At 46.5% G+C, this 10,565-nt stretch carries 7 protein-coding genes and 2 tRNA genes; 2 read left to right on the top strand and 7 right to left on the bottom strand.

What is annotated here, in order from left to right; translation table 11 throughout:
- Positions 1-275: 275 nt before the first annotated feature.
- The 5 genes from B7Y67_RS07025 to B7Y67_RS07005 form a co-directional block, all read right to left on the bottom strand.
- On the bottom strand, positions 276-3,353 hold the full coding sequence (locus B7Y67_RS07025; protein WP_293598031.1) for a CusA/CzcA family heavy metal efflux RND transporter: 3,078 nt from the start codon (positions 3,351-3,353) through the stop codon (positions 276-278).
- Entirely contained in the window at positions 3,354-4,628 is a 1,275-nt protein-coding gene (locus B7Y67_RS07020) for an efflux RND transporter periplasmic adaptor subunit (RefSeq protein WP_293598030.1), read from the bottom strand.
- Positions 4,629-4,634: 6 nt separating this feature from the next.
- Positions 4,635-6,185, bottom strand: a complete 1,551-nt coding sequence (locus tag B7Y67_RS07015) for a TolC family protein (protein WP_293598029.1) — start codon at positions 6,183-6,185, stop codon at positions 4,635-4,637.
- A gap of 420 nt (positions 6,186-6,605) precedes the next feature.
- Positions 6,606-6,682: transfer RNA gene (locus B7Y67_RS07010), tRNA-Arg, on the bottom strand.
- Positions 6,683-6,717: 35 nt separating this feature from the next.
- Positions 6,718-6,794: transfer RNA gene (locus B7Y67_RS07005), tRNA-Pro, on the bottom strand.
- Positions 6,795-6,818: 24 nt separating this feature from the next.
- Between B7Y67_RS07005 and B7Y67_RS07000 the strand changes: the two genes are divergently transcribed.
- Both B7Y67_RS07000 and B7Y67_RS06995 read left to right on the top strand, forming a co-directional pair.
- Positions 6,819-7,220: a hypothetical protein gene (locus B7Y67_RS07000; RefSeq protein ID WP_293598028.1), complete on the top strand. Its 402-nt coding sequence runs from the start codon at positions 6,819-6,821 to the stop codon at positions 7,218-7,220.
- An 89-nt stretch (positions 7,221-7,309) separates the two neighbouring features.
- Positions 7,310-9,394, top strand: coding sequence for a TonB-dependent receptor (locus tag B7Y67_RS06995; protein ID WP_293598027.1), 2,085 nt, complete (start codon positions 7,310-7,312; stop codon positions 9,392-9,394).
- 8 nt (positions 9,395-9,402) lie between these two features.
- On the opposite strand, the gene B7Y67_RS06990 is transcribed toward B7Y67_RS06995, so the two are convergent.
- Both B7Y67_RS06990 and B7Y67_RS06985 read right to left on the bottom strand, forming a co-directional pair.
- Positions 9,403-9,930: a chromate transporter gene (locus tag B7Y67_RS06990; protein ID WP_293598026.1), complete on the bottom strand. Its 528-nt coding sequence runs from the start codon at positions 9,928-9,930 to the stop codon at positions 9,403-9,405.
- Complete coding sequence (locus tag B7Y67_RS06985) at positions 9,927-10,499, bottom strand: chromate transporter (RefSeq protein WP_293598025.1); 573 nt, start codon at positions 10,497-10,499, stop codon at positions 9,927-9,929. Before B7Y67_RS06985 ends, B7Y67_RS06990 begins: the two co-directional genes overlap by 4 nt.
- Between the last annotated feature and the right edge of the window lie 66 nt (positions 10,500-10,565).

The following is a 10,565-nucleotide window of genomic DNA, read 5'->3' as shown; positions in this document are numbered from 1 at the left end:
AAAATAAGAGTGATAGATTATTCATTACAAGTGTCTCGATACACGACACTTGTTAGCTTAATTTCAGATTTAGACTTGGGCGACCTGAATTATTTACTGTCGTTTAAACCGACACTAATACGCGAGGGTTTTAAATGGCTGTTACTGATCACAAAGCAGACCTTCGCCATATTTATCGATGGCAGGCTCAATTCAATCCTTAGCGGACTATGGAGGAAGCTGTTTTCACTTCAGACATTTGGTCCATTGACCGAAATTTTGAATCTCATCCATAGTTAAGCTTTGGCAGTTTGGCTTAAGCTGCGCCCTCTGAACCATCCATATATTACTGGTAATACCAAGAGGGTCAAAATAGTCGTCGTCACCATACCACCCACAATCACTAGGGCTAAAGGACGCTGAGCCTCAGAGCCAATCGAGTGAGATAAAGCAGCCGGTAAGAGTCCTAGTCCAGAAAGTGCTGCTGTCATGAGTACCGGGCGCACTCGCAAAGAGGCGCCCTCCACCATGACATCTTTCATCTCACCATGCTCGTTAGCTGCCGTCTTATTAATAAAGGAGATCAGAATCACACCGTCCTGAATGGCAATACCAAATAAAGATAAGAATCCAAAGAAGGCGGAGATGCTTAAGGTCTCACCTGCAAGATGCAGAGCAATCACGCCACCAATCGCTGCAAACGGTACATTGATCATCACAATTACCGCATCCCGGAAATTACCAAAAGCACTCACAAGTAACAAGAAGATGCCCAGTAATGCCAAAGGCACGATCAGCATGAGTTTTTTCTGGGCCTGTTTCATTTGATTGAATTGACCATCCCAACTAATCGAGTAGTTTGGTGGCAGGGTGATGTTCTTCTCTACCAAGAATTGCGCATCCTCTACAGCACTACCCAAATCGCGGTTACGTACGCTGAATTTAATGGCGATGTAACGTTTACCGGCTTCACGATAGATGAAGAATGGGCCATCGCTTAATTGAACCGTTGCCACCATCGACAAAGGAATAGCTGCGCTGTTAGGCGAATCTACCAATAGATGGCCAATATCAGCAATATCGTTGCGACTACCTTCGTTTAGGCGAATGGCTATGCCGAAAGTCTTCTCATCTTCGAGAAGATTGGTCACCGCAGCGCCACCAATAGCGTTGGCAACTACCGTCTGAATGTCATTTACATTAATGCCGTAACGCGCAGCGCGTTCTCGATCAATCTGAATATTTAAAGTCGGCTGCCCTAATTCCTTAAGGATGCCTTCGTCCGCTACACCTCGTACTTTTTTGAGCTGCTCAATTACCTCATGGGCTTTTTGATCCAAGACCTCTAAGTCTGTGCCATAAATCTTGACGGAGTTCTCCCCCTTAACACCAGAGAGTGCTTCATTCACGTTGTCCTGAATGTATTGCGAGAAACTGTAAGTCACACCGGGAATCTTGTTGAGTTCTTGCTCAAGATGGGCAATTAACTCTTTCTTACTAGAGCCGCTTGGCATCTTATCTGGGCTCTTTAAATAGAGCCCGTACTCTTGGTTAAATACGCCGGTGGAGTCTGTACCATCATCCGGACGACCAATCTGGGCAGCCACTTTGTCAATCTCGGGTTGCCTTAAGAAAGTCTCGCGCAACTGATTGGCTACCTTAACCGAGTAATCCAAATCCACCGTATTTGGCAAAGTCACTCGCAGCCAAATATTATTTTCCTCAAGAGTTGGTAGGAAGGCGGTACCCAAGCGAGTAATACTTAGTACAGTCAAGCCCAATACAAATACTGCAACTGATACCACGGTTAATGGACGATCCATCCACTTTCTAAGTAAAGGTTTGTAACCATCGAGTAAGCGAGTAATGAATCCTGGTGGTTTGTGGTGCAAGTTCTCACCAAAGACCAAGGAGATCATCGCTGGCAAGAAAGTTAAGCTCAGAATCATGGCGGCAATCAAAGCAAAGCCCATAGTGAAGGCCATTGGCTTAAAAATAATGCCTTCCACTCCGCCCATAAAAAATAATGGGGAATAAGCAACAATAATGATGCCGGTGGAATAAATCATGGCTCGCTGTACTTCACTCGTCGCCAAGATAATGCTTTGATTGAGACGCTTGCCACCTTCTTCCAGATGACGCATGACGTTCTCGGTCAAAATCACCGCAGAGTCGACAATCACACCAAAGTCAATCGCGCCAAGAGAAATCAGGTTAGCCGGCACACTCCATATATGCATTTGAATAAACGATACACAGAGTGCCAGTGGAATTACTGCCGCCACTACTGCTGCAGCGCGTAAATTACCCAAGAAGAAAAAGAGTACTGCGAGCACTAATGAGATACCAAAGAACAGGGTGTGCTTCACTGTACCGATCGTAATATCTAATAAAACTTGGCGATCATAGAACGGCACCACTTCAATTCCGGGTGGTAGCACTTGTTTATTGATGTTCTCAACGGTGCTGCGAACTCGAGCCAGTACTGCAGTAGCGTTCTCGCCACGGCGTAAGTAAACGATTCCCTCAACTGAGTCTGGATTGTCATTGAACTGGAACATACCCAGCCGTGGCGCATTGCCAATCTCCACCTGGGCTACATCACCAATTCGAATTGGCACGCTGTTATGAATCGATATAACCACCCGCTTGATGTCATCGATATTTTTCAATAGACCTACACCGCGTACTACAAATTGCTGCTCACCGCTAGGCAATAGTCCGCCACCAGTATTGCTATTGGCATTCGTTAAAGCAGCAATCAGCTCATTAACAGTGACGCCTTTTGATTGCAAGCTTTCTGGGCTAACAATGACTTGGTATTGGCGAACCCTTCCGCCAAATGATGAGACATCCGCTACGCCAGGGGTTTGCTTGAGCTCTTTATAGATCTCATAGTTCTGCAATGTTTTTAATTGGGTGGATGAGGCGTAATCTGACTTCACCTCATAACGCATGATCTCGCCAGTGGCATCAGTATCCGGACTTATGCTGGAGGAGACTCCAGTAGGAAAACTCACATTAGCCAGACTAGTAATAAATGTTTGGCGGGCCTTAAAAGGATCTGTTGTGTCATTGAACTTCAGCGTTACAACAGACAGACCAAATAGAGAAACCGAACGGAAAGCCTGAAGACCCGGAATACCAGCCAAGGCATTTTCTACCGGGATAGTGACTTGTTGCTCTACCTCAGTAGTACTTCGGCCGGGCCATTGAGAAATTGCCTGAATCGTTAATGGCGCTACACCAGGGTATGGCTGTATTGGCAACTTAGAAAGACTGAACATCCCCAAACCGAGGAGCACGATTGAACCAACGATGACCAGCACCCGTTTCTCAAGTACACCCCGAATGAAGGAGGTAAAGGCACTCACTTAGTCTTCCTGCTTTGCAAATCGATCATTTAACAAGACAGCACCTTCAGCCAAGATACGTGCACCTGGCTCAACACCTTCAGTAATCGCAAAAGCCTTGCTATTGAGGTCATAACCTTTGACGGGTAGGCGACGGTATATCTCATCGCCTGATTTAATGATGACGTAGCGCATTTCTCGTATACGCACTACTGCTGTTTGCGGCACGACGATGGCATCCGCCATGCCCGTAGTTAACTTAGCAGATGCATACATATCAGGGCGGAAGAGATCGTCGTTATTTTCGATCTCAGCACGAACCAATAAGGCGCGGGTTTGGGAATCAATTGTTGGGGCAATATAGTTTGCATATGCCACAAACTCTTTGTCCGGATAAGCCTCTACATGTAAAGACATTTTCTGTCCTGGCTTAATCAAGTGTAAGTCTTGCTCAAATACGTTACCTAAAAACCAAAGTTGCTTTGGATCAGCCAAAGTGGCAATCACATCACCCGAGTTCAGAGCGGAGCCTGGCTCCACATTACGCTTGACCACTACCCCCTTTAACGGAGATCGCATCACCAAATTGCTTTGAGTTTTTCCAGTACTCTCGATTGCCTTGATGTCGCCATCTCCAGCACCGAGATTACGCATGCGGTTTGCAGCAGCTTGTTGGGTAATACGCGCATCACCAAGCAAGTCGCTCATCGTCTTGCTAGATTCTAGTACCTTGGCAGTTTTTGCAGAGAGTAAGTATTCTTGCTGAGCAGATAAAAATTCTGGGCTATACAACTCCACTATTGGAGAACCAATATTGACCTCGGCACCATCGAATGCATAGATGCGCTCTACCCGCCCTGGTGCACGTGCAGAGAGAACCTTAGACTTTTCTGCATTAAATGCCAGGCGGCCTGGTACTTTAATATCGACCGGTACCTGCACTTTTTCCGCAGTTTGGAAGATATAAATTTCTGGATTGAGCTTAATGCCCGGAAGCTTTAACTCTAAGATGCCGCTCTTCTCAACTTTGAGAGCCTTATCAGATGCTTCAATTTTGACGTTACGGTTCACATTGGTAATACGGCCAACAACAATGCCAACTGAAAGAATGGCAAAAGCAAATGCTGCCAGGCGCACACGGTGACGATTTTGGGGGCTGAGATTCCAGTACAGACCAGCAATACTTGCAAGGGCCACATGTAGTCTATGGCCACCAAAGTGCAAGACCTTATGAGCGATAGGCTTTGCTTTTTCCGCAAGCTGTATTAGAAAGGAAAGAATTTTGTCTTTCAACACTGCTCCTTAAAATGGTTCTTTGCCAGATGTGACTAGCAATACCGCTTGCGCTTGCAGTAAATTACTCTCCGCTAGCGCTAATTGAACTTCGAGGCTACGCAATTGGGTTTGCGCTGTCAGCAAATCGTTAAACCCCTGACCATTATTGGAGTACTGAGTAAGACCAACCTTATAGGCGGCATCTGCTTGAGGCACTTGGCGCTCTTTTAAAAATTGCGCCTGACTCTTGGCTTGCTCGTATGTGGCATAGGCGCTATTAACCGCCAACACAACTTGCTGCCGATTGGAGATATTGCCAGCCTCAGCTGCCGCTTGGCTACGCTGTGCCTGCTCTACCCCATACTTTTCTTTGGTAAAGAAGTACAAGGGAATAACGAGGTCTAGTTCAAGCTGATAAAACATGGCACCGTTATTGGCCGAGAATGGACCACGCGGCGTAAATGAAGAGCCAATCACTTGGAAGTCTGGTAAGTAAGCCTTCTTGGCCAGATCGACACCTTTGCGTGCTGCTTCTAACTGCAATGCAGAGCTTTTTAATGAGGGATGGCTGGTTTCGGCATAGTCTTCTAACTCAAGCAAGGTGGGCACACTCTTCATCGCGAGGCGCACATCACCTCGCAGTATGAGCTTTTCTCTGGAATGGCGGCCCACCAAAGTATTAATGCTGTTCAGCGCAACGGATAGCTGACGTTCTACGTTAAATTGATCTGCTTGCGCTGCACTTTGGGCCACCTGCGCGTTAAGGTATTCAACATAAGCAGCGGCATTATTGGCATAACGTGCTTTAGCCACGTTCTTAATCATTTCCAAACGCATCACCGATTCTTTCAGAACCTGTAACTGCTTTTGTGATGCTAAGGCGGTGTAGTACAAGGTCGATAACTGTGCGCCCAACTGTAGGTAGGTTGATTCGCTTTGGGCTAATAAAGCCTCAGCATTGGTGTTAGCAATGTCCGATGCCAAGCTTTTCTTGCCTGGAAACTGAAACGGCTGCGCAATAGAAATGGAGTTATTGCTACTGATGCCATTGGGGTACTGTGGGGAAGGCGCATTAGCACCACCCAATGCAAATGGTGAATTTGCCGGCATACCAGACCATACCAAGCCGACCTGTGGATTAGCTGGCGCATTGATCTGTGGGACTGTTGCTTTTGCGGAGAGATATGACTCACGCAATGAAGACAACTGCGGGTTATTGAGTTTGAGCTCATTCCAAAGCTGGCGTAAATCCATTTCTGTAGGGCCAGACGGCATACCCTTGGTATAGATCTTCGGTGTATTGTTTTGGCCTATTGGCGCAAACAAGGACGTGGCATTGGCTACGTTTGGAGCATTCGAAGCACTGCTTGCGTTGCTCACTACTGGGGGTACAGATAGAACATCTTTAGATTCATTTGTCTGTACGGTCACGCTAGCTGGAATTGCAGTATTTGCAGGGGATGTTTGCGCAAAAACAGCACTTACAAAGAACAGAGGGGCAAAAGCACGAGCCATCCACGTTGAGGGGCTTGCTCTTGCAACAATCGGTTCGCTAGTTTTAACCTGGCCGTGAATCAAATCGGCTGCCTCTAAGTCTGTACTAATGCTGTTTTTATAGCCCCAGAGGTAGATTTCCCTATATTTACTGGGGGTTTTGAAGATTATAGGGGGGAATGCTTAAAAGTCTATTAATTGAGGTTTTGTATCTTATAGATTCTAATAATAATTATTAAATCCGACAGCTCTTGCTTACCCAGTTTTGAAAGTACACAAAAAAAATTATAAGAACTATTTAACCGTCGCGTTAAGTGACACCCCCGAGTCGGGTCAAACCGACACTAAATAGATAGGGTCAAAATTTTGTCTGAGTCGCTAATAGTCACCCAGGATTAACTTACGCCATACTCAAGGTGAACCCATACGCTAGCCAAGCTCGAGCCATGATTGAGCCAATTGAGCACAATGAAATAGACTGAAACAGCAATAAAAAGTGGGGAGTGGCCTGCCCAGCACGATTCGAACGTGCGACCTACGCCTTAGAAGGGCGTTGCTCTATCCAGCTGAGCTATAGGCAGTGTGTACTGGGACTGAAAATAATACAAAGAGAAAGTGGTCGGAGTACAAGGATTCGAACCTTGGACCCCCTGCTCCCAAAGCAGGTGCGCTACCAGGCTGCGCTACACTCCGACGGAATCGATATTCTACACCGAGATGGCCCACAAGGGCAAATCCTGTAAGATTCAGGGTATGGAAGCCTTATTTTTAAGCAAACTCAGAAAAGAACTCAAGGGGTTTGTTGCCCTCAGCTTTCTGCTGGCCAGCTTATTGGGCACACACTGGATTGGCTTTGCTCACGGCATTGCCCACTCTGGGATAAACCACCAAAGCATTGAACTTAGCTGTGTAGATCAAGCGCCTACCCTTGGTCATAGCTCTGCAGGCTGCCACTTATTAGATGCGCTCACCCTTGCTGGCTTCATTGCCTCAACTCCCAATCTTTTCATTGGCATCAACTTCTTTCGTGAAGTGCAATTGGTATCAGCCGACGCTTCACTGACCCGAATTCATATTGGGTTATATCAATCTAGAGCCCCACCTAGCCTCATCCTGTAAATCACCCGATACGCCAAACTGAATTGTTTGGTCTTTAGATTTATTGCTCCACGCAGTAAGTGGAATGCATCAGGAATGAAGGAAACAATATGCATCAAATCCATCAGCCATTGGCTAAGCAAAAGCTAATCTACGTCCTGATTTCAGGATTAATTAGTACCACCGCCTTTGCGCAATCTCCACCCTCTCTTGAAATCACCTCCACTGGATCGCAAGAAGCAACGCAAAGCATCTTGACCCCTACCAAGATTTTACGAGGCGATGAGTTGCTCAATAAATTGGGTAGCACTTTGGGCGCCACACTTGCCAATGAATTGGGTGTATCCGCAACAGGTTATGGTGCTGGCTCATCTCGGCCAGTCATTCGGGGGCTTGAGGGTTCTCGTGTACAAATTTTGCAGAATGGTTTATCTGTTGGTGACGTATCCAATATCTCGCAAGACCATGCTGTTGGCAACAACATGCAAAACGCCCATCAGGTGGAGATTCTGCGCGGCGCAGCTGCCCTACTGTATGGCTCTGGCTCGAGTGGTGGACTTGTTAACGTAGTCAACGATCGCATCCTGACCAACTTGCCCGATAGACCTACAGGCGCCGTCAATACCAGTTATGAGACCGTTAACAATGGCAGAGCTGGAGCAGTTGAAGTGGACGGAGCATTTAGTTCGGTAGCAGTCCACGTGGATACCGCTATTAATAATGCAAATAATTACCGCATTCCAGGGAACTCCACACAATCACAAGGAGAGCCTGCTGGTGGATGGACGGTGCCGCCTGGCGGAGATGGCGGAAATAACTACAGCGGTAAGCTGCCGAACTCTTTTAACAACCAAAATAATTTAGGTGTTGGTGTTTCTTATATTGGTCAAAACGGTTATACCGGTGTTTCTGCGGAGCGTTTAAATAATAACTACGGCATTCCAACACCGGAAGGTGGCTCAATTAATCAATCACAGAATCGCTATGACTTGCAACATCAAACTCGCGATCCTTTTGCAGGATTTTCCTCTTTCAAATTTAGTGCAGCGAATTCCAATTACAACCATACGGAATTTAATAACGCCGGTGAAGCTGCATCTCTGTGGAAGAACATTGCCAATGAAGCGCGTTTTGAACTTGCCCATAACCCGTTGCTTGGCTGGAAAGGCACCTTTGGCGCGCAGGTATCCGCCGCGTCACTGAACGCCACTGAAGTGGGGACTGGTAGCTACGCCATCGTTCCGCCAACCAAGACCAACTCCAATGCCTTGTTCTGGATTGAGGAAGGTAAATGGAATTCCCTTCAAGGCAACCTCGGGTTACGCTATAACAATGTAGCTCAAAAGCCAAATCTGGGAACCGGGTTGGTGTCTGAACCCGTTGATACTGGTGTAATGCCCACCATCACCTTGCAAAACCGCAACTTTAATTTAATGTCTTACTCTGCTGGCGGTTTATGGAACTTCATGCAAGGTCATGGTGCTGGTGTTGCCTACACCGTTTCTCAACGCGCCCCCAGTGCCCAGGAACTGTATTCCTATGGCGCTCATGAATCTACCGCCACCTTTGATATTGGCAACCCCAATCTCGATAAAGAGACTTCTCATAATCTAGAATTTAATATCCAAAAAACCAGTGGCTTAATGAGAGCTAAGGCAAGTGTGTATGCCAATCGTTTTAATAACTACATCTATGGCTACTACACTGGGCAATTCGTTCCCAGTGCCGGTGACTTCTCGGTAGTAGTAGCACAGCAAGCGGCAGCGACTATCAAAGGGGTTGAAGGCGAGCTTACCTACAACTGGCGCGAGCATGGCCTTGGGGGGCGTGTGTTTGGCGATGCCTCGCAAGGTACTTTTGATGCGGGCGGCAATCTCCCTTTGCAACCTGCTCCCCGTTTGGGTGCAGAAATTGCGCATCAACAGAATGGCTGGCTTACCAACGCCACTTACATCTACAGCTATCAGCAAAATAGATTGGCAAGTTGGGAGCAAGGCCCTGCCCCAAGTTACAACCTCTTAAATGCTGGGATCTCTTACACAGAGAAAATCAAGGATATGAACTGGACCGTGTATATGAACCTCAAGAATTTACTCAATGAGCAAATTCGATATGCCACTACACCAATGGCTGTAAGACTATATGCACCCCAACCCGGAAGAAGCTTAATGGTAGGCTTAAGAGGTACGTTCTAAACCCTGACTTATTTCAAATAAGTCATGAGCATTGCGCCAAATCCTCCAGAGCCCAAAATAACCCATACTGGGTTAATTTTGGTTCTGAGGATGAGGTAAAAGCTTACTAAAGCAAGTGCCGCAGTAATTCCATCTACGATGGATGCCTTACCAACGGCATAAACTCCCGAAGCCATTAGGCCAATCGAAATGGGTTCTAAGGCATTCTGAATTGTTCGTCGCCAAGGGCTCTCACCAAACCGATTCCATAGCCTGCCGATGTAAAAACACAGAATGCTAGACGGCAAAAAGAAAGAAAATAAAACAATCCCAGCCCCAAGCAGACCAGCTAATTGGTATCCGATAACCAATACCATCAGCATATTAGGCCCCGGCGCTAGTTGACCAATACTGTAGATATGAACAAATTGAGTGTGATCTATCCCAAACTGATGAGATAGCAGTGACTGCATTTCTGGCAGTACTGCAGTGCCTCCTCCTACCGCCAAAAGCGATAGTAAAGAAAAACTCAGGGCTAGATTGAGCAAAAAACTCATGTACCGTTGCCTGGTCGATATAGATAGATGGCAATAGGGGCCATGATGAGGAGAACCAGCGGTAAAGATAATTTAGCAACGCTCATCAGTAAAAAGGTGGCAATAATAATGAGGAGTGATTGAAGGTGACGCCAATTACTATCGCCGATTCGATAAGTAATCGCAGCTAGCAAGCCACTTGCTGCGGCTGCAATGCCTATCAAAATCAAGTTAGCTAGAGGATGGTCAGAGGCGCCAGCATAGAGCACCCCCATAGCTAGTACAAATAACCCGCCCGGCAAAATTAAACCCAGTGTGGCGGTAATAGCTCCTAAGACGCCCCGCAAATGATCCCCAGATAAGACAGCCATGTTGACTGAATTGAGCCCCGGCATGGTTTGACTGATGGCTAGGTAAGCCATGAATGCGTCTGGCGATAACCACTTACGCTTTTCAACTAACAGAATGCGCTCATAGGCAATAATGCCACCGCCAAAGCTGATGGCACCAATAATGAAAAACTGAATAAATAAATCCCCAAAATTTGGAGCTTTAGCTCTTAATTCCAAGGAGCCAGATTCTAGATTCACTCTGGTTTCCCATAAACTAATGCCGTTTTTGTACTTCCAATTTCAAGCCAGTCAGCAAGTTCAATT

The sequence above is a fragment of the Polynucleobacter sp. 35-46-11 genome (genome assembly GCF_002281105.1).
This window is presented reverse-complemented; position numbering and strand designations above follow the sequence as displayed.